General features: G+C 39.2%; 17 protein-coding genes. 10 read left to right on the top strand and 7 right to left on the bottom strand.

Translation table 11 applies throughout. From position 1 onward, the window contains the following. The first annotated feature begins 35 nt into the window (after positions 1-35). The 7 genes from gap (at position 36) to MKY80_RS18840 (ending at position 7626) form a co-directional block, all read left to right on the top strand. Complete coding sequence (gene gap / locus MKY80_RS18870) at positions 36-1052, top strand: type I glyceraldehyde-3-phosphate dehydrogenase (RefSeq protein ID WP_090003053.1); 1017 nt, start codon at positions 36-38, stop codon at positions 1050-1052. Between the two features lie 510 nt (positions 1053-1562). Beyond that, on the top strand, positions 1563-2747 hold the full coding sequence (locus tag MKY80_RS18865) for a phosphoglycerate kinase (protein ID WP_342530688.1): 1185 nt from the start codon (positions 1563-1565) through the stop codon (positions 2745-2747). A gap of 27 nt (positions 2748-2774) precedes the next feature. Next, positions 2775-3536, top strand: a complete 762-nt coding sequence (gene tpiA / locus MKY80_RS18860; RefSeq protein ID WP_036120195.1) for a triose-phosphate isomerase — start codon at positions 2775-2777, stop codon at positions 3534-3536. Then, complete coding sequence (gpmI, locus tag MKY80_RS18855) at positions 3529-5070, top strand: 2,3-bisphosphoglycerate-independent phosphoglycerate mutase (RefSeq protein ID WP_342530685.1); 1542 nt, start codon at positions 3529-3531, stop codon at positions 5068-5070. Before tpiA ends, gpmI begins: the two co-directional genes overlap by 8 nt. A gap of 2 nt (positions 5071-5072) precedes the next feature. After that, positions 5073-6365, top strand: a complete 1293-nt coding sequence (gene eno, locus MKY80_RS18850; protein ID WP_069482559.1) for a phosphopyruvate hydratase — start codon at positions 5073-5075, stop codon at positions 6363-6365. Between the two features lie 147 nt (positions 6366-6512). Further along, positions 6513-7124, top strand: a complete 612-nt coding sequence (locus tag MKY80_RS18845) for a GNAT family protein (RefSeq protein ID WP_089986245.1) — start codon at positions 6513-6515, stop codon at positions 7122-7124. Continuing rightward, positions 7111-7626, top strand: coding sequence for a GNAT family N-acetyltransferase (locus MKY80_RS18840; protein WP_008173208.1), 516 nt, complete (start codon positions 7111-7113; stop codon positions 7624-7626). The genes MKY80_RS18845 and MKY80_RS18840 overlap by 14 nt, the downstream gene beginning before the upstream one ends. A gap of 65 nt (positions 7627-7691) precedes the next feature. Here MKY80_RS18840 and dltD read toward each other — a convergent pair whose 3' ends face one another. The 7 genes from dltD to MKY80_RS18805 form a co-directional block, all read right to left on the bottom strand. Further along, positions 7692-8867, bottom strand: a complete 1176-nt coding sequence (gene dltD / locus MKY80_RS18835; RefSeq protein WP_089986244.1) for a D-alanyl-lipoteichoic acid biosynthesis protein DltD — start codon at positions 8865-8867, stop codon at positions 7692-7694. Continuing rightward, positions 8864-9097 (bottom strand): D-alanine--poly(phosphoribitol) ligase subunit 2, encoded by a 234-nt coding sequence (gene dltC, locus MKY80_RS18830; protein WP_008173205.1) that lies wholly within the window; start codon positions 9095-9097, stop codon positions 8864-8866. Before dltC ends, dltD begins: the two co-directional genes overlap by 4 nt. A gap of 48 nt (positions 9098-9145) precedes the next feature. Then, positions 9146-10309, bottom strand: coding sequence for a D-alanyl-lipoteichoic acid biosynthesis protein DltB (gene dltB, locus MKY80_RS18825; protein ID WP_036221103.1), 1164 nt, complete (start codon positions 10307-10309; stop codon positions 9146-9148). Then, positions 10306-11781 (bottom strand): D-alanine--poly(phosphoribitol) ligase subunit DltA, encoded by a 1476-nt coding sequence (gene dltA / locus MKY80_RS18820; RefSeq protein WP_089986243.1) that lies wholly within the window; start codon positions 11779-11781, stop codon positions 10306-10308. Before dltA ends, dltB begins: the two co-directional genes overlap by 4 nt. 17 nt (positions 11782-11798) lie before the next feature. Beyond that, positions 11799-11936: a teichoic acid D-Ala incorporation-associated protein DltX gene (locus MKY80_RS18815; protein WP_025116578.1), complete on the bottom strand. Its 138-nt coding sequence runs from the start codon at positions 11934-11936 to the stop codon at positions 11799-11801. Between the two features lie 280 nt (positions 11937-12216). Further along, a complete protein-coding gene (locus tag MKY80_RS18810; RefSeq protein ID WP_342530676.1) occupies positions 12217-13863 on the bottom strand; it encodes an alkaline phosphatase in 1647 nt (548 codons plus the stop codon). A gap of 186 nt (positions 13864-14049) precedes the next feature. Then, the gene (locus MKY80_RS18805) at positions 14050-15309 is read right to left on the bottom strand and encodes a DUF5050 domain-containing protein (protein WP_342530674.1); all 1260 of its coding nucleotides are present in this window, start codon (positions 15307-15309) and stop codon (positions 14050-14052) included. Positions 15310-15517: 208 nt separating this feature from the next. Between MKY80_RS18805 and secG the strand changes: the two genes are divergently transcribed. From secG to rnr, 3 genes are all read left to right on the top strand, one after another. Beyond that, positions 15518-15745, top strand: a complete 228-nt coding sequence (gene secG, locus MKY80_RS18800) for a preprotein translocase subunit SecG (RefSeq protein ID WP_008173196.1) — start codon at positions 15518-15520, stop codon at positions 15743-15745. Positions 15746-15934: 189 nt separating this feature from the next. Continuing rightward, positions 15935-16681 (top strand): carboxylesterase, encoded by a 747-nt coding sequence (locus MKY80_RS18795; RefSeq protein WP_036120159.1) that lies wholly within the window; start codon positions 15935-15937, stop codon positions 16679-16681. A gap of 39 nt (positions 16682-16720) precedes the next feature. Then, positions 16721-19192: a ribonuclease R gene (rnr, locus tag MKY80_RS18790; protein ID WP_096364832.1), complete on the top strand. Its 2472-nt coding sequence runs from the start codon at positions 16721-16723 to the stop codon at positions 19190-19192. Positions 19193-19219 lie beyond the last annotated feature (27 nt).

Raw genomic sequence — 19219 nt, 5'->3', positions numbered from 1 at the left:
GAGGCAGACATTACACATTATTGGAGGAATTAACAATGGCATTAAAATTAGCAATTAATGGATTTGGACGTATTGGACGTTTAGTATTTCGTGAGGCAATGAAGCAAAATGAATTTGAAGTAGTAGCTGTAAACGACTTAACAGACGCAGGTCAGCTTGCACACTTATTGAAATATGATTCAGTCCACGGTATCTATGATGCTGAAGTCAATGCAGATGAAGATTCTTTCGTAGTAAATGGTCAACGTATAAAAGTATATGCTGAAAAAGATCCTTCACAATTACCATGGGGTGAATTAGGAGTAGACGTAGTTCTTGAATGTACTGGTCATTTCCGTTCAGTGGAAGAAGTAGGTAAGCATATTGAAGCAGGAGCTAAAAAAGCAATCCTTTCTGCACCAGCAAAAGGAGAAATGCCTACATTTGTGATGGGTGTTAACCATACAGACTATAACCCAGCAACAGATGATGTTATCTCAAATGCTTCTTGTACAACAAACTGTCTTGCGCCTGTAGCGAAAGTACTTGATGAGAAATTTGGCATTGAACGCGGTATGATGACAACAATCCACTCTTACACAAACGATCAACGAATCTTAGACTTCCCACACTCTGACCCACGTCGTGCACGTGCAGGAGCGGTATCTATGATTCCAACAACAACTGGGGCAGCGGTAGCCGTTTCTAAAGTATTACCACAATTAAAAGGTAAATTAGATGGCTTCTCTATGCGTGTACCAACACCTAACGTATCATGTGTAGACTTAGTTGTAGAATTAAAAGCAGATGTAACGAAAGAAGCAATTAATGCGGTATTAAAAGAAGCATCTGAAAATGAATTAAAAGGCATTTTAGACTACAACGAACTACCATTAGTTTCTATTGATTATAACGGTAACCACCATTCTTCTACTGTTGATGGTCTTTCAACAATGGTATTAGAAAACAAAATGGTGAAGGTTCTAGCTTGGTACGATAACGAAATTGGTTACTCTACTCGCTTAATGGACTTAGCTTTATACATTGCTGAACAAGGGTTAAACAATAAATAAGTATCATATTTCAACATTTTGAGTAAAAAGTGTGACATAATACTGCTTTTTATGCACAAAAAGTATAGCCTTTATAATATCGAATAGATATAATATACAAGGGTAATGGGAGTAAGGGTTAACCCTTACTCCCTTTTTGTCTAAATTCAGCAGGAAATACCCACCTCTATAGGTAATGAGATGAATACACAAATGGCTCTCTTTAATGGAGTGGGTGTCCAAACACCGACTACATCAAGATAATAGCCTAGCGGATGTCACAGATTTTGTTGGGACTCCAACACTAATGCGTAATTCATATATGGTGTTTGCAAGACATAAAAGGGTACTTTTGCTACTATAAAAACAAGTATTAGGGTTCATTATCAAAAGTTGGAGAATCATATGCACATTAGATGGTGACCCCGAAAAGTACCAAGATGACTTTTCGATTTAGGAAGCATGGTGTGGAGCCAAGATGGGTAAAACACAATGATGTAAGACTAAAACAGCTTTGAAGGGAGTTTCTTCATGTTAAATAAGAAGACAATGAAAGATATTGATGTAAAAGGTAAACGCGTTTTTGTACGTGTTGATTTTAATGTTCCAATGGCGGATGGGGCCATTACAGATGAAACACGTATTCGAGCAGCTATTCCAACAATTGAATACTTAGTAGAGCAAGGTGCAAAAGTCATTTTAGCTTCTCATTTAGGTCGTCCAAAGGGTGAAGTAAAAGAGGATATGCGTCTAACAGCAGTTGGTATTCGCTTAGCGGAGCTAATGAGCAAACCAGTTACGAAGCTAGATGAATCTATTGGGCAAGCAGTGGAAGAAGCTGTTGCGAGCATGCAGGATGGAGACATTTTACTTCTTGAAAACGTTCGTTTCCATGCAGGCGAAGAAAAAAATGATCCAGCTTTAGCACAGCAATTTGCTCAGCTAGCAGATATTTATGTCAATGATGCTTTCGGTGCAGCTCACCGAGCACATGCTTCTACAGAAGGAATCGCCAAGCACATTCCTGCAGTATCAGGTTTCCTAATGCAAACGGAATTAGATGTACTTGGTAAAGCGCTATCGAATCCTGAACATCCATTTACAGCGATTATCGGTGGTGCCAAAGTTAAAGATAAAATTGGTGTAATTGAAAGTTTATTAGAAAAAGTAGACCACTTAATTATTGGTGGTGGATTATCATTCACGTTCATTAAGGCACAAGGCTACGATATTGGGAAATCTTTATTAGAAGAAGATAAAATTGAGCTAGCAAAATCATTTATTGAAAAGGCAAAAGCAAAAGGCGTGCAATTACATATGCCAATTGATGCGGTAGTGGCTAATGAATTTTCACAAGATGCGGAAACAAAAGTTGTGGATGTTGATGCTATTCCTGCCGATTGGATGGGGCTAGACATTGGGCCAAAAACAGCAGTTCACTATGCAGAGGTCATTAAAAATTCTAAATTGATTATTTGGAACGGACCAATGGGTGTCTTTGAAATGGATAAATTTGCGAATGGTACAAAAACAGTGGCTGATGCAATGGCAACTACATCCGGTTATACAGTAATCGGTGGCGGTGACTCTGCAGCGGCAGTTGAAAAGTTTAAAATAGCTACTAAAATGGATCACATTTCTACAGGTGGCGGTGCTTCACTTGAGTTAATGGAAGGTAAAGAGCTTCCAGGAATTGTTGCACTAAACGATAAATAAGCCAAATAAAAAATCGGAGGCAAGACGATGCGTAAACCAATTATTGCAGGTAACTGGAAAATGTTTAAGACATTTGAAGAAGCTATACAATTTGTAGATGCCGTACAGGATAAACTTCCTTCTAATGAGAAAGTAGACGCTGTAATTTGCGCACCAGCACTTTACCTACCTACTCTTGTGCAAGTTGCTAGTGAATCAGAGCTAGCTATTGGTGCCCAAACGATGCACTATGAAAATGAAGGTGCCTTTACTGGTGAAATTAGCCCTGCACAGCTAGCAAGTGTGGACGTGGACTATGTTATATTAGGACACTCAGAACGTCGCGAGTACTACAATGAAACAGATGAGGCTATTAATAAAAAAGTAGCAGCAGCACTTGCACATAATATTGTACCGATTATTTGCTGTGGTGAAACGCTAGAGGAACGAGAAGCGGGAACGACAGAGCAAAAGGTTGCGGGCCAAATTAAAGCGGCACTTGCTGGATTCGAAGCGCAGCAAGTAGAGCATATGGTCATTGCCTATGAACCAATTTGGGCAATCGGTACAGGTAAAACGGCTACAGCCGATGATGCCAATCAAGTTTGCGGAGCGATTCGTTCGGTCGTTGAGGAATTATTTGATGCTGAAACGGCCAATGCAGTTCGCATCCAATACGGTGGCAGCGTTAAGCCTGACAACGTTCATGAGCTTTTATCAAAAGAGCATATTGATGGAGCATTAGTAGGTGGAGCAAGCTTACAACCAGAATCTTATTTAACATTATTGGAGGCGGCAGCAAATGCCTAAAAAGCCAGTAGCTTTAATTATTTTAGATGGCTTTGCATTTCGTGATGAAACATTCGGAAATGCAGTAGCACAGGCTAAAAAGCCAAATTTCGATCGATATTGGAGCCAATTCCCACACGCTACATTAACAGCATCTGGAGAAGCCGTTGGGCTACCAGAAGGACAAATGGGTAATTCCGAGGTGGGTCACTTAAACATTGGTGCTGGTCGTATTGTTTATCAAAGCTTAACACGCTTAAATAAATCGATACGTGAAGGAGACTTCTTTACAAATCAAGCATTTTTAGATGCGGTGGCACATGTGAAAGCTCATAATTCTAAATTGCATATTATGGGGCTGTTATCAGATGGTGGTGTTCATAGTCATTATGAGCATATGTTTGCTCTATTAAAGCTTGCAAAGCAGCAAGATGTAACGGACGTTTTAGTTCATGGCTTCTTAGATGGTCGAGATGTTGGACCTACAACAGCTTTAGACTATATTGAAGAAACTGAAAAACAAATGACTGAAATGGGAGTAGGTCAATTTGCATCTATTCACGGTCGTTACTATGCAATGGACCGCGATAAACGATGGGATCGTGTCGCGCTTACTTATAATGTACTGGTAGATGGCGTTGGTCAAACAGCGGAAAGTGCAAAAAGTGGTGTAGCAGCATCGTATGAGCGTGAAGTGACAGATGAATTTGTCATCCCATTTAGCATTCAAGAGCATGGAGAGCCAGTGGCAACGATTGGTGATAACGATGCAGTCATTTTCTTTAACTTCCGTCCGGACCGTGCTATACAGTTGTCAAAAGTATTCACAAATGAAGGCTTTGATGGTTTTGCAGTATCTGCCAAGCATCCAAAAAACTTGAAATTTGTATCCTTTACTCATTATAGTGATGAAGTTAATGCACAGGTTGCTTATGAAAATGACAACCTGAAAAATACAATCGGTGAAGTGTTAGCGATGAATGGTAAAACACAGCTACGCATTGCCGAAACCGAAAAATATCCACATGTTACTTTCTTTATGAGCGGTGGACGTGAGGAGAAATTCTTAGGTGAAGAACGTTTATTAATCGCATCCCCAAAGGTTGCCACATACGATTTAAAACCTGAAATGTCTGCTTATGAGGTGACAGAAGCCTTACTTGCAGAAATTGAGGCTGAAAAATTTGATGGTATTCTTCTTAACTTTGCCAACCCTGATATGGTAGGTCATAGTGGAATGCTTGAACCAACAATTAAGGCCATTGAAGTAGTGGATGAATGCTTAGGGAAAGTAGTAGATGCGCTTCTTGCAAAAGGTGGTGCAGCTATTATTACAGCTGACCATGGGAACTCTGATGAAGTGGTAACACTAGCTGGGGAGCCTATGACAGCTCATACAACAAATCCTGTTCCAGTAATTGTGACAAAACCAAATGTTGTTTTACGAAATGGTGGTATTTTAGCCGATTTGGCTCCAACCATGTTAGAATTATTACAGGTGTCACAGCCTACTGAAATGACAGGTCAATCATTAATTGAAAAAGAGGAGAATTAATTATGCCATTTATTACACAAGTTTATGCTCGCGAAGTTTTAGATTCACGTGGGAACCCAACAGTAGAGGTTGAAGTATTTACAGAGTCAGGCGCTTTCGGACGCTCAATCGTACCATCAGGTGCATCAACAGGTGAATACGAAGCTGTAGAATTACGCGATGGTGACAACTCTCGTTACCTAGGCAAAGGTGTATTAAAAGCAGTTGAAAATGTTAACACAATTATTGCACAAGAATTAGAAGGTAACTATTCTGTTCTTGACCAAGTTGTCATTGACAAAGCTTTAATAGAGCTTGATGGCACAGAAAATAAAGGCAAGCTAGGTGCTAACGCAATTCTAGGTGTATCCATGGCAGTTGCACATGCTGCGGCAGATTATTTAGATGTACCTCTTTATCAATATCTTGGTGGGTTTAATTCTAAACAATTACCAGTACCAATGATGAACATTTTAAATGGTGGAGCACACGCAGATAACAATGTAGACATTCAAGAATTTATGGTTATGCCTGTCGGTGCAGAATCTTTCCGTCATGCACTACGTATTGGTGCTGAAATTTTCCACCACTTAAAGGCAGTACTAAAAGCTAAAGGCTATAATACAGCAGTAGGTGACGAGGGTGGTTTCGCACCAAACCTTGGCTCTAACGAAGAAGCAATTACAGTCATTTTAGAAGCAATTGAAAAAGCAGGCTACAAACCAGGTGAAGAAGTGAAGCTTGCAATGGATGTAGCTTCATCAGAGCTTTTCAATAAAGAAGATGGTAAATACCACTTAGATGGTGAAGGTGTTGTTAAAACTTCAGAAGAGATGGTTGATTGGTACGAAGAGTTAACAAACAAATACCCAATCATTTCAATTGAAGACGGTTTAGATGAAAATGACTGGGCTGGACACAAGCTATTAACTGAACGTATTGGTAGTCGTGTTCAATTAGTAGGTGATGATTTATTTGTAACAAATACAAAAAAATTATCTGCAGGTATTGAGCAAGGAGTTGGAAATTCAATCCTTATCAAAGTGAACCAAATCGGTACATTAACAGAAACATTTGAAGCGATCGAAATGGCGAAACGTGCAGGCTACACAGCAGTTATCTCTCACCGTTCTGGTGAATCAGAGGATGCAACAATTGCTGATATCGCCGTAGCAACAAATGCAGGCCAAATTAAAACGGGTGCGCCATCACGTACAGACCGCGTAGCTAAATACAACCAACTTCTTCGCATCGAAGATCAACTTGGTTCAACGGCTGAGTACCTTGGTTTAAAATCATTCTATAACTTAAAATAAGCGACTAATACGTATTTCGTCCCAAAAGTTAAACATACTTTTGGGGCGATTTTTTATGGATGTTGTCATGAAAAATGAACAAAGCATCCATCGTTTAAAATGATTATAATAATATATATGGAAGAAAGTTATGAAAGGGAAAATACTATGGAGAAAAATATGGAAGTATTTGCTGGAACAGATCGTCTTCTATTAAGAAAATTTCAGACGGATGATATTGAAAGTTTTTACACATATCGGGCTGATCCTGAAATTGCTAAATATCAATCGTGGGAGAATTATCAATATCACGAAGCAAAAACGTTCGTGCATCACCAAATAAATCATGTTCCTAATCAGCCAGGGACATGGTACCAATTCGCCATTGCTTTGAAGGAAACGAATGAGCTTATTGGAGATTGCGCACTTCACACGCCTTTAAGTGAACCACGCATTGTAGAAATTGGATTTACCCTTTCTCCGGAACATCAGGGGAAGGGATATGCAAAGGAAGCGGTTTGCGCGTTAATAAATTATCTTTTCCATTCATTAAAGAAACATAAAGTCATTGCCTTTACGGATGTGAGAAATAACAATTCTATTGCCGTACTTGAGCGTATAGGGATGAGACGCGAAGGTCATTTCTTACAAAACTATATGTCCAAGGGACAATGGGTGGATGAATATCAATATTCTATTTTAGCGTCTGAATGGGAGAGCAGTAAATTTGACTGTAAGCTTCAGACGAAAGGAGAGCAGCGTGACAATGAACATTCTTGAAACAGAACGACTAATATTGCGCTTACAAACAACGGATGATGCGCCATTTATTCTTGAGCTAGTGAATGATCCCTCGTGGATACAATTTATCGGTGACCGCGGTGTGAAGACCGTAGAGGAGGCGGCTCGTTATATAGAAAATGGTGCAATACGGATGTATGAGCAATTCGGATTTTGCCTATATGTAGTGGAAAAAACGGAAGATCAAACCCCGATAGGAATATGCGGTTTCGTCAAAAGAGATAATTTAGAGGATGTAGATATTGGTTTCGCGTTTCTCCCTGATTATTGGGGAAAGGGATATGCCTATGAAGCAGCATCAGCCGTTTTAGCCTATGGTCTAGAGACACTAGGATTTAATCGAATTGTGGCTATTACTACCCAAGATAATCATGCGTCAGCTAAGTTACTCGAAAGAATAGGCTTGCAGTTTGAAAAGGTCATCCAATTTTCCAATGATTCTGAGGAACTTAGACTGTTCTCATTAGATGATGAAAGTTAATGAATATAAAAAGGTCAGTCTGAAGTGTTAGCTCACTACAGACTGACTCTCCATTTGCTATTACATTACTGCTGTGCCCAGTATTTATCCATATTCTGGTCTAAATAAACCCAGCCCTTCCAGCCAATATGAATCGTATCCATTATAAAATAAGGGTCGTACTCATGGTCTGTAAAATCAACATAGTCGACATTGGCATCCTTTAATAGTTGTGCCATCTTCTCATAATATTGTTGTCGTCGTTCTTTAGAATAGCCATTATAATCATACCAATAGCCGTTAACGGGAATAGAGACGAATAATGGCTTAGCACCAGCATCCTTTAACACATCCATAACTAGCTGAAAATCCTTGTACTCAGGAGATTCCGTATAATCTTCATGCTTTCGCATATTCTTAAACTTTGAAAAATTAGCGTTAACCAGTCGCTTGTAAGCTCTATTTTCAATCATATATTCATTGGAGACACGTTTCTCCCCATAGGCTTCAGCATGCTGTATTTGCTGTTCAAAGCTTTGGTCCGCAACGAGCTTATCATTATTTTTTAATGAATGCCCCTTGCGAGGGAATAGCGAATAGTAGAGATCCTTTTTTTCTAGTAATTCCTTGTGAAAGCGGCCCGCTATCATAGCCATACGTCCTGTAACAGGATGTTTTTTGCCATTAGACATTTGATATTGATACATCGTTTTTAAGAGACGATCTCGCTCAACGGTATCAAATTCTAGCAGGCGCTCCATAGCCTGTTTACGGAGATGAGCATCCATGTCACGATTAAACGCTAAGTCATAGGCATGTAACATAGAATAATTCGGTGAAAAATGGAATTCACCCATACCTTTTTCCGTAAACCATTGGGGTGAAATAATAAAAACTAATTTTTTGCCCTCTAAATTTTTCTCTTGCGCAGCAAAATTTAAGAAATGCGTAATGGACTGCATCCCACCACGACCAATCATAAATGTCGTATACGGGGCATCTGTTGCTCGAGCATAATTATAAGGGTGAAACGGGTCAAATCGATTTAATTCAGAGGAACCGTATAAAGGCATGGAAGTAGGCTCCTGTAACATTCGCTCCTGTAAATACGTGCCTTGAAAGACGAGTGGAGACATATTTGTTTTGGCTTGCTCCACATCATCTTCTGATATCCATGCTTTGATCCAAGAATTTGGAAAGAAGACAAAGCCGGAAAACAGGGCTAAGGCAATAAATAGTGATAGAAAGCCTTTTTTTATCATTGTCTTTCAGCTAACTTCCCTGCAATACGATTCGGCGTGTTCCATTCTTCACGATTAAAATCAGTAATAGGTACAGAAATATTAAAACGGTTCTCAATTTCTACCAATAAATTAATGGTACCAAAGGAATCAAGAAGACCTTCCTCGAATAGATCGATATCTGGGTTTTCTACAATAATTTCATCTTCACATAACTCCACTAGCATTTCTAAAACTTGTTGTTTTTCCATTAATAATTCTCCTTTATTGAACAGGCTTTATTTGTAGAAAGCCTTTAGTTAAAATAATTTCCCTGAAAAGATATAGAAGCCAAAACATACGGCATTGAACGTGATAAATACACCAATGGCATGCGTCCATTTATTTTTTGGCCAAAGCTTATGCTTTTTATTCCAGCGTTCGAATTTATCGAAGCTAATAATTAATAAGGCATGATAGAGACCATAAACGACAAAATGCCATTCGAGGCCATGCCAAATGCCCATTAAAAAAAATAATAAAAAGAACCCTATATATGAAATGGCGAATTTATTTTTCAGCCATTTTTTCTTCGTCATCCAAAGAACAAAGCGCATATAAACATAATCTCTGAACCAGAAGGAAAGACTCATATGCCAACGATTCCAAAAGTCTTTAATATTGCGACTGGCAAATGGACGGTTAAAGTTAATAGGTGTTTGAATGCCCATTATTCGGCTTACACCTACTGCGAATGCACTATAGCCTGCAAAATCAAAGAATAAGTAAAAGCTATACATATACATATACGCTAACTGTCCTTGGAAAGGTGTCAAATAGTTATACGTATGGTTTGGCAAATAAATAAGTGTGTAGTTGTAGATTAAATAAGCCAATATAAATTTATATAAAAAGCCCACAAAGATATAGTTAATGCCACTTAGTAACAGCTTTTGATAGTCTTCCGAAGAGGGAACCGAATGAAAATCCTTCGTAAAACGGCGCCAACGATCGATAGGACCCGACGATACTGTAGGAAAGAACAGTAAAAAATAGGCCAGTTCGACGATAGAGACTTTTTCCTTCATTAAGCCGTCGCGTGTTTCTAAAATCATTTGCACTGCTTTAAATGTAATGTAGGACACACCAAGGAAGCCGAATAAATGATGCAGACCAAGGATAGGCAAAATCTTCACTAGCACAAGCGGCAAAATCGACAGGAGCACAGCCATGACAAAAACGGGTCCATTATTTTGCTGCAGTCGATAGCGTTGATAAGCCGTAATAAGCACTATTTGAAAGACCGTAAACAATATTAACGAAATTGATCCGTTCAAGGAGTGTCCAAAGATAAGAGCTAAAACAATCAACGATACCAATAAATTATAATGCTTCGCAGACTTGCCACGTAAACCTAATAAAATAGTAGGTAGCAATAATAGTCCAATAATGAGAAAGAATGCTATATTTCCATAAGGCGTCATACTGTTTCCATAACCGCCAATCCTTTACGATCGACTTTACCATTTGGATTTAGCGGTAAAGCATCCATATATTTAAACGTTCTAGGTATCATATAGGCTGGTAAATACTCCGATAATAGGGTCTTCAACTGCTTAGTCATTTTAAAAGCAGAGTCCGCTAAAGGCTCACGCAAAACGATATGAGCATTTAGAGAAACAATTTCATTATCTTTATGGACAGGAACAACTACACAGCTTGAAACAGGTGGCAGGTTACTAATTTGTTTCTCAATCTCCTCGATCTCTAAGCGATAACCATGTAATTTTACTTGGAAATCCTTGCGACCTAAAAAGAACAAATACCCATCTTGCTCATAGCCCATATCTCCTGTTTGATAGATGCGATGACCAGCTATGGTTGGAAAGGCTTTAGCTGTTAACTCGGGTGCTCCTAAATAGCCTGCACTGACAGTTGGCCCCGAAATAACAATTTCTCCATCATCTAATAAAGAAACGTTTCCCTCAGAAATAGGAGCAATCGGTAATTGCTCAAATTGTTCTATTAATGCTTCAGTTACTTTTACATAGGATACAGCGACAGTCGTTTCCGTAGGTCCGTATAAATTATAAATAGTGGCCTGTGGAAAACGTTGCATGAGCTCTTTAATGACAGGTATTGGTAAAACCTCACCGCAGAATAAAAAGGTATCTAATGCAGGCATGAGCCTTTGCTCCCATTCCTTGTTCATTAAGCACATCTTGGCAAAGGAAGGGGTAGACGTCCAAACACGAGTGTTGGACAACGCTAATGAGTCAAATAAAGCTCGCGGGTTGGCGATTTCTTGTTGTGTAATTGCATAAAGTGTATGCCCTCCTACAAGAGCTGGATAGAGATCCATGACGGATAAGTCAAAAGAATAGGGAGCTTGATTTAAAAATACGCCTGATTCCTGTATGGGAAAATTATCCTGCATCCAAGTAACGAAATGAGCTAAATTATTGGCAGTTATTTGGACGCCCTTTGGCTGCCCAGTTGAGCCAGAAGTGTAAATGATATAATGAATGTCCTCCTGCTGCACCCAGCTTGTTGCTGCTGGACTGTCTTGGAGGGAGGATGAGTCTAACACTTCACTCACTGCTACTACAGGTATGTTTGTTAGCATCTGTAATGGTTCTGTCGTGAATACTAGACAAGCTTTCGATGCCTCCAAAATTAACTGTAATCTTTCAGACGGTGTTGACGAGTCAACGGGTACATATGGGTGTCCCGCCTTTACTGCGCCCAAAAAGGCAGCAATCTGTAAAGGGGACATATGTCCATAAACGACAATGGGCTGCTGTCTCTGCAAATGATGTGCCATGATATAATCGGCTATACAATCCGAATAATGCCAAAGCTCACCATATGTTAAGGAGGCATTGTGGGTTTGATAAGCAGTTTTTTGTGGCTGTTGGATGGCCACACGTTCGATAGCTGCTAAAATACTTAACATCAGTAAAACTCCTTTATTTAAAATTCCGTATATATAAATGGTCCAGCGTTCATATCATGAAAGCCATGTATAAGAAACAACAGCACCAAAACGATCAAATAAAATAACGTGAATCCGATAAAGCGTAGATACTCATTATTTTTGATGGATTCCATTTGTCCACCTCCAATGAAAAAAAGTATAGGATTAAACTTTCAAAAAATACTAATTTACTAGTTAAAAATCCTTACCTTATGTTTTTAACACTGATTTGACGGAATGTGGAGAAAAATGTTGCTGGATTAAGGTGAATTCATTAAATCATAAGATTAATTTAAGGTAAATTTAAGGTTCTGGGGGAATGTACGAGAATTACAAACTGTTGGATGGCTATTTTTATGTAAAAAGGGCACGAACATAAGGGAATAATCTCAACTTATGTTCGTGCCCTTATTTTTATTTCACGGCCTCTATAACTTTTTTAGAAACATAAAATTCAGAACCATTGTAAACATTAATGGTATTGAATGTGTGGGTTTTTGTTGTATTTTTTGAAGTTTGTTCATAAATCATTGCGTTTTTGTTAACAGGAATTTTCACCGTCACATCTGCCTTTTGAGCAACGAAGGTTGGGTTTTCTTTATCGGATAGATCTATTTTTGTTGTAAAGCCTTTCTCTGTAAATGCCTTTGTAGCTGGCACATACAAATCATCTGTTAAAGACTTTAGGTCGAAGCCCATAAATTGCGCCATTGAATGAGCTAAATCCGTGTTTTCAACGAGTCCAGTTAATTTAGAAGGACCAAATGAATAAAGAAAAACATCTTCTCCCGTATGACCACCCGTCGTATAACCAATGTTCGCACGGTTTGCTAGCATTTTTACCATTTCGCTACCGACATCTTTCGCAGATTTTAATGTAGAAAGCTCGTCCTTCGTTAATGGATCTAATCCATACAGAGCAGCTACCTCCACAATGTTGGAACGGTCTTCTTTTAGTTGGCTTAAAGCCCCTTCAACGGTCATGGAAGCCTTTTTTAATGGATCAATATAAGCTGAAACAGGAATGCTTGAATAGGTACTAGTAGTATTGGCGTTCCCCATCGTAATTCCGCTATTTCCATGGTCTGTAACTGCGATGACTAATGTATTCCCATCTTCCTTTGCGAAATCAACGGCTTCTTTTACGGCATCATCAAACGACAAAATATCGCTTATTATACCGATGGTGTCATTGGCATGTGCAGCCCAGTCTACCTTACTACCTTCAACAAAAAGGAAGAAGCCATCCTTATCCTTTTTAAGCGTGTTAATTGCTTTATTCGTCATTTCAGCAAGTGTAGGCTCTGATTTCCTAGTTTTGGCACGATCTAAATCATACGCCAAGGCACTTGGTGCAAAGCTTCCCCAAATTTTCGAAGATGGACTATTTAATAACTCATCACGAGTATGCACTAAATCATATTGATTATCCTTCAATACCTTCATTAAATCCTCGCCGTCCTTGCGGGCATTTTTAGACGTACCTGGTGTCAGCGATTCTAAACCGCCACCTAAGACAACGTCAATATTTTGATAAACCTGTTGTTCCGCAATATCTCCATATTGGCTCCTATTGTTCGCATGTGCTGAGAAACCGGCAGGCGTTGCATGTTGAATTTCAGAGGTAGAGATCAAGCCAGTCGCTTTCCCCTGCTGTTTAGCACCTTCTAATACATTGGCTACGGGTCTAAAGGCTTCCTTCTTATCTATTTGCGCTAATCCAGGTGAAGTAATCTCCGATGGGAGCACCCCTATATATTTATCATTCGATTTATGTCCCGTCGCTAATGCAGTAGCGGCAGGGGCAGAGTCAGTAATGGCTGATTCAGCAGAGTAAGTGCGCATTGCACCCGATAAAATTTCATCCATTGCTAAGCTTTCCCCTTTATACCAACGGGAAAGTGTTACAGCATTATTACTGCTTCCATCCATCACTAGCATGATGACATTTGTCGGTTTTTTTACTTTAGCTGCTTGTACATCTTGCTGTGGAATACTAACTGCGGATAAAGTCACTGCACTTGCTAAAAATAATGAAGCCCATTTTTTTGCGTATTTCATGATTTTCCTCCTTTAGATGAATGAATGATCAACTGTAAGTGTAAAGGAAGGGTGTAAAGCCACCGTTAAAAACTTGTAAATAAAATATGGTAATACTGTAAATGTGAAGGGGAAGCGGTGTGGTTGGCCAACTGAAGCAGAGGGAGATAGAATCTGTGTGAAATCCGCACACAGATTCTATGTAGGTTACAAATTTTGTTGATGCATGGAGCCGTCAAGTGTTTCGTAATACAAAATACCATCTTGGATGTTCAAGTTCAGTACCTCGTCTTCGAATAATACCTCCTCGGAACCGTCCTGGACATTTATTTTTGTTAAATAGCCAGCATTATCATAGTCACTACAATAAATAGATTGTTGGTCAGTCACTAAATAATAGCAGGCAGTTGCAGAAATTTGTTTATGTTCATTTGTCGTTAAGTCATAGGAATAAACGGTACTATCGCTCATGCTGTTATAATAGATCACATTATCTACTGTATTGGCATACCACATATCATGCATAAAATCATAAGCATTACTAGTTGCGGCAAAATAGTTTTCATTGGCCCATAAATGATCTTGACTTAGTTTTTCATCATTGACCAAAAAGTATTCGTAGGAAATTGTAAAGGGCTCGGTAGGTGCAACGTCATTCCAAGTTGTATCGAGATGATACCAATTGCCATTAACCTGGACTAAATTCCAGGCATGTAGCTGATCTTCACTATAGCCATAGACGTATTTCGCATCGAGATTAGATGCTACTAATAGACGGTAAGTAAGTAAAGCATAAGCCTGACATACAGCAGTTTCTTCATTAATTAATTCGAAAACGGATTGACCTTCAGTAGAGCCCTGTTCCGTATATGTGGCTAGCTGTACAACATAATCATTAATGACTTTCGCACGATCAAAGTCTGTCATGTCTTTGGTAATATATTGATTCGCGAACGTCTCCACATATTGGTCTACCTTTTTTTCCTTCTTCGCATCAGTTAAATATTGTATGGACAATTCTACTGAATAACCATTATCGGTTTCCCAAGCGCTCCATTCATAATATAAGAAATAACCAGCTGTATAAGGGTCAACGAAGGTAATCAGGTTATTTAAATCATTGAGCTGTACTTCAAAATCCTCAAAATTCAGCTTCCCTGTATAAGAAACCTCAAAGTGCTCTTCAAATTGAGCAACCTGCTTCTCCACTTTTTTTGCAAATTGTAGTAAAGCGGGATCATCCTTAAATAAAGTGGTTGAAAATAAATCGGTAGGTGAAAATGAGGCAGATAATGCTTTGCTTTCTGGTATTTTTATATCAGTATTTGTTTCATTTGGTTCTTCTGTTAAGGTGGTTGTCATTGTGACATCCTCTTCATCTTGTAGTAGGATGTCGATTGCCTTTGAGCATGCTGTAAAAAAGGGAATGGTGCAGCATAATAAAAGCAGTGCTATTTTTTTATTCAATACATAAATCCTCCAATAAAATATAATTTTTTCCATTATAATCTAAAATTAGAGGAGGTGTTATCCACAAATAGTCGGATAATCCGACAAATAGATGTACGTGAAGAGGAAAAATTCCTACTAAACAGAAAGCTAAGTTTGTCATGGCAACCTTTTTTTGTTATAATATAGTCTGTTGTGATGTTTCAAAGTTCGGGAGGTGCAGTGAATGCATACAGTAGTATTAGTTTCATTAGTTATCGTATCATTAGCGTTGATCGTGGTGGTATTACTTCAATCTAGTAAAAGTGCAGGCTTATCAGGTGCCATCTCGGGTGGAGCTGAGCAACTATTTGGAAAGCAAAAAGCGCGTGGTATGGATTTAATCCTTCACCGTGCAACAATTGTGTTAGCTATACTATTCTTTATTTTAGCAATCGCTATTACAAAAATCTAATAGTTGAAGATCTATCGCCTAACCACATTGGTTGGGCGTTTTCTTTTATCATAACCAAATGGAAAATTTTCTCGATGGAGTAAAAATTGAAATGTAATGTTATAGCCTAATGTTATGCTCGAGGCATCATCGAGAGGGCTATAATGGGTATAGTATATATGAGCGTTTTAGGATGAAGGAGTGCTTACCATGAATAAATCATTATCACAGCCATTTTTCTTTCAAGCAGGACCACGTGCCGTTTTATTACTACATGGCTTTACAGGTAGCTCGGCAGACGTTCGCATGCTTGGTAGATTTTTAGAGAAAAAAGGGTATACTACTTTAGCACCTCACTATAAAGGTCACGGTGTGGAACCTGAGGAACTTATCACAACAGGTCCAGCAGACTGGTGGCAAGATGTCGTGGCCGCCTATAAACAGTTACAGGATGCTGGCTATGAAGAAATTGCTGTTGCTGGCCTTTCATTAGGCGGTGTAATGGCATTAAATGTAGCCTTAAACAACCCTGTTAAAGGAATTGTTACGATGTGTGCACCTATGACTATGCGTACAACAGACGTCATGTTTGAGGGTGTTTTGAAATATGCTAAAGACTATAAAAAGTTCCAAGGTAAACAGGAGGAACAAATCGAAACAGAAGTAGCACTCATTGCTGAAAAAGGCATGCCGTCTCTCCAAGAGTTACGTGAATTTATTACGCGTACTCGTCAAGAAATCGACATGATTTATGCCCCTATTTTTGTCGTTCAAGCTACAAATGATGAGGTAATAGAGACAGAATCTGCCAACATTATATATAATCAAACTGAGTCACTTGATAAGCATATGAAGTGGTATGAAAACTCAAAACATGTTATTACGTTAGATCAAGAAAAAGATCAATTACATGAAGATATTTATCGCTTTTTAGAAAGCCTAAATTGGGCACAATAAAATTATAAATAGGATTTTCTCATGAAGGAGGGAATATGTATGAAAGACCAAAAAGATACACTACAAAGTCGGTTACTCGTTTTTTTCGGCCAAGATGATTACAAACCATTAACTGTCGGTGAAATAGAGGATGAATTTGGCTTTGAGGATGCGGAAGAATTTAAGGAGCTTGTCAAAACATTAGTCCGTATGGAAGGACAGGGCTTAGTTGTTCGTTCTCGCTCCAATCGTTATGGCCTACCAGAACGTATGAATTTACTAAGAGGTAAATTTATCGGTCACGCGAAGGGTTTCGGCTTTGTAGCGCCTGATGTTGAGGGCATGGATGATGTGTTCATTCCACCGCATGAAATTAATGGGGCTATAAATGGAGATATCGTTCTTATTCGTGTGTTAAAAGAATCATTTGGTGATCGCCGTGAAGGGACTGTAACTAAGGTCGTTGAACGTGGTCAAACAAGCTTTGTCGGCACATTCCAAGCTAATCGTGGCTTTGGCTTTGTTGTCTTAGACGATAAAAAGCTGCCAATGGATATCTTTATTGCAAAAGGAGATACATTAGGCGCTGTTGATGGCCATAAGGTTGTGGTCGAAGTAGCCACATGGCCTGAAGATTTAAAATCGGCTACAGGCTATATTACAAAAATTTTAGGGCATAAAAATGATCCAGGCGTGGATATTTTATCAATTTTATATAAGCACGATATTCCACCTGAATTCCCAGACGAAGTCATCGCTGCTGCACAACGTGTGCCAGATGATATTACAGAGGCTGATTTAGTAGGTCGTCGTGATTTACGTCATGAAACGATTGTAACCATCGATGGGGCTGACGCAAAGGACTTGGATGACGCAGTAACCGTCATAAAAAATGTAGATGGTACTTATAAGCTTGGCGTACATATTGCAGACGTTAGTTATTATGTAACGCAAGGCTCTGTCATCGATCTTGAAGCCTATGACCGTGCAACAAGTGTTTATTTAACAGATCGTGTGATCCCAATGATTCCGCATCGACTTTCAAACGGTATTTGTTCATTAAATCCACAGGTTGACCGTTTAACACTATCCTGTGAAATGATTATTGATGCGAGTGGGAATGTTATTTCACATGAAATTTTCCAAAGTGTTATTAAAACAACTGAACGTATGACGTATAAGGATGTCTACAAAATTTTAGAGGAGCAAGATGAAGCGTTAATCAAACGCTACGAGCCACTTGTTCCGATGTTTAAAAATATGGCAGAGCTATCTGGCATTTTACGTCGTAAACGTGAATCTCGAGGTGCCATTGACTTTGACTTTAAAGAATCTAAAGTCATCGTGAATGAGGAAGGTTGGCCAGTTGATATTGAGATACGTGAACGTACAGTAGCGGAGAAGCTAATTGAAGATTTCATGCTAGCTGCTAATGAAACAGTAGCGGAGCACTTCCACTGGATGAATGTACCGTTCATATACCGTATTCACGAAGATCCAAAGCCAGAAAAGCTTCAACGATTCTTTGAATTTGTTACGAACTTCGGGATTTTAATTAAAGGTACAGGCAATACTGTGCATCCTAAAGCATTACAGGATGTTCTGAAAGCCATTGAAGGTATGCCAGAGGAGCCTGTTATTTCAACGATGCTGCTACGCTCGATGCAACAGGCGAAATATTACCCAGAAAGCCTAGGTCACTTTGGCCTATCAACTGATTTCTATACACACTTCACATCACCAATTCGCCGTTATCCGGACTTAATCGTACACCGATTAATCCGTACGTATTTAATTAATAAGGATACTTCTCGAGAAACGGTTGCACAGTGGGGAATGGCAATGGATGAAATTGCTGACCACACATCCGAGCGTGAACGCCGTGCGGTTGATGCAGAACGTGATACAGATGCTTTGAAAAAGGCACAATATATGTCTGATAAAATTGGCGAAGAATTCGAAGGAATCGTATCATCCATTACCAACTTCGGTATTTTCGTGGAGTTGCCAAACACGATTGAAGGACTTGTCCATATTAGTAATATGACAGATGATTACTACCGTTTCGATGATCGTCAAATGATCATGATCGGTGAACGTACAAATCGTCAATTCCGTATTGGTGATGAAGTAACAGTCCGTGTTGCCAATGTCATTATTGAGGAGTCATCCATTGACTTTGAAATCGTTGGAATGGTAACTTCATATGGACGAACACGCAAAGCCGCGCCGACTGTTATTCACGCACGTAAAAATTATAACGACAATAAAGGTGAACGCAGTCGCAGAAGCACACGTAGCGATGACGAAAAAGGCGGGCGTGGTGGCAGCCGTAGAAGCAGTCGCCAAGAAGAGGAAAGCGGAAGTCGAGATACTAAACGCGGTGAACGCCGTGAAGGTGACCGTGATCCACGTGGACGTCGCAAAGATGACTCTAGCAGCCCAGGTCCTAAAAAACGCGTGAAACAAAAGCAAAAATTCTATGAAGGCATTGCAAAGAAAAACAAAAAGAAAAAATCAAAACGTAAATAAGCATGAGCGAAAGTGTCCTAAGTACGG

Origin of the sequence: Lysinibacillus sp. FSL R5-0849 (assembly GCF_038595075.1) — a bacterium.
Lineage (GTDB): Bacteria > Bacillota > Bacilli > Bacillales_A > Planococcaceae > Lysinibacillus > Lysinibacillus fusiformis.
The sequence above is the reverse complement of the archived record's forward strand: the minus strand, read 5'-3'. Positions and strand labels throughout refer to the sequence as shown.

Excerpts from the sequence above, each read along its gene's own strand:
- MKY80_RS18845 (WP_089986245.1), top strand. The coding sequence starts at position 6,513 with ATGGAGAAAAATATGGAAGTATTTGCTGGAACAGATCGTCTTCTATTA.
- MKY80_RS18810 (WP_342530676.1), bottom strand. The coding sequence starts at position 13,863 with ATGAAATACGCAAAAAAATGGGCTTCATTATTTTTAGCAAGTGCAGTG.
- MKY80_RS18865 (WP_342530688.1), top strand. The coding sequence starts at position 1,563 with ATGTTAAATAAGAAGACAATGAAAGATATTGATGTAAAAGGTAAACGC.
- MKY80_RS18815 (WP_025116578.1), bottom strand. The coding sequence starts at position 11,936 with ATGGAATCCATCAAAAATAATGAGTATCTACGCTTTATCGGATTCACG.
- dltC (WP_008173205.1), bottom strand. The coding sequence starts at position 9,097 with ATGGAAAAACAACAAGTTTTAGAAATGCTAGTGGAGTTATGTGAAGAT.
- gap (WP_090003053.1), top strand. The coding sequence starts at position 36 with ATGGCATTAAAATTAGCAATTAATGGATTTGGACGTATTGGACGTTTA.
- eno (WP_069482559.1), top strand. The coding sequence starts at position 5,073 with ATGCCATTTATTACACAAGTTTATGCTCGCGAAGTTTTAGATTCACGT.
- dltB (WP_036221103.1), bottom strand. The coding sequence starts at position 10,309 with ATGACGCCTTATGGAAATATAGCATTCTTTCTCATTATTGGACTATTA.
- dltD (WP_089986244.1), bottom strand. The coding sequence starts at position 8,867 with ATGATAAAAAAAGGCTTTCTATCACTATTTATTGCCTTAGCCCTGTTT.
- dltA (WP_089986243.1), bottom strand. The coding sequence starts at position 11,781 with ATGTTAAGTATTTTAGCAGCTATCGAACGTGTGGCCATCCAACAGCCA.
- gpmI (WP_342530685.1), top strand. The coding sequence starts at position 3,529 with ATGCCTAAAAAGCCAGTAGCTTTAATTATTTTAGATGGCTTTGCATTT.
- MKY80_RS18795 (WP_036120159.1), top strand. The coding sequence starts at position 15,935 with ATGAATAAATCATTATCACAGCCATTTTTCTTTCAAGCAGGACCACGT.
- MKY80_RS18840 (WP_008173208.1), top strand. The coding sequence starts at position 7,111 with ATGAACATTCTTGAAACAGAACGACTAATATTGCGCTTACAAACAACG.
- tpiA (WP_036120195.1), top strand. The coding sequence starts at position 2,775 with ATGCGTAAACCAATTATTGCAGGTAACTGGAAAATGTTTAAGACATTT.
- secG (WP_008173196.1), top strand. The coding sequence starts at position 15,518 with ATGCATACAGTAGTATTAGTTTCATTAGTTATCGTATCATTAGCGTTG.
- rnr (WP_096364832.1), top strand. The coding sequence starts at position 16,721 with ATGAAAGACCAAAAAGATACACTACAAAGTCGGTTACTCGTTTTTTTC.